1 protein-coding gene is annotated in these 396 nt (G+C 58.1%); it reads left to right on the forward strand.

Annotated features, from left to right (window positions below; translation table 11 throughout):
- Nucleotides 1–62 precede the first annotated feature (62 nt).
- Nucleotides 63–396 (forward strand): IS6 family transposase (locus GWC77_RS28420; protein WP_173262979.1); only part of this gene is annotated, 334 nt, incomplete at its 3' end.

A 396-nucleotide genomic window follows, 5' to 3' on the forward strand; every position in this document is an offset into this window, starting at 1 on the left:
GGCTCTGTCGCATTAACGAGGACGAGTAGAATCGGTGCGAATTGAAACGCAGGACATCGATGATGGCAAAGACGAAGAAAGCTCGCTCAACGTTGCCCACCGGCGCGGGCAGCGTGCTGAAGCGGCTGCATTATCCGCTGGAGGTGATTTTGCTGTGCGTACGCTGGTACGTGGCGTACGCACTGAGCCTGCGCAACCTGGAGGAGATGATGGCCGAGCGGGGAATCGAGGTCGATCACTCGAGTGTGCACCGCTGGGTCATCAAGCTGGTGCCACTGTTTGAAAAGTCGTTTCGCCGACACAAGCGTCCGGTAGGCAAGAGCTGGCGCATGGACGAGACCTACGTGAAGGTCAAGGGCCACTGGAAATATCTGTACCGCGCCGTCGACAAGCAAG

It is taken from the genome of Paraburkholderia sp. NMBU_R16, from assembly GCF_013282575.1.
In the GTDB taxonomy this organism is placed as follows: Bacteria; Pseudomonadota; Gammaproteobacteria; order Burkholderiales; family Burkholderiaceae; genus Trinickia.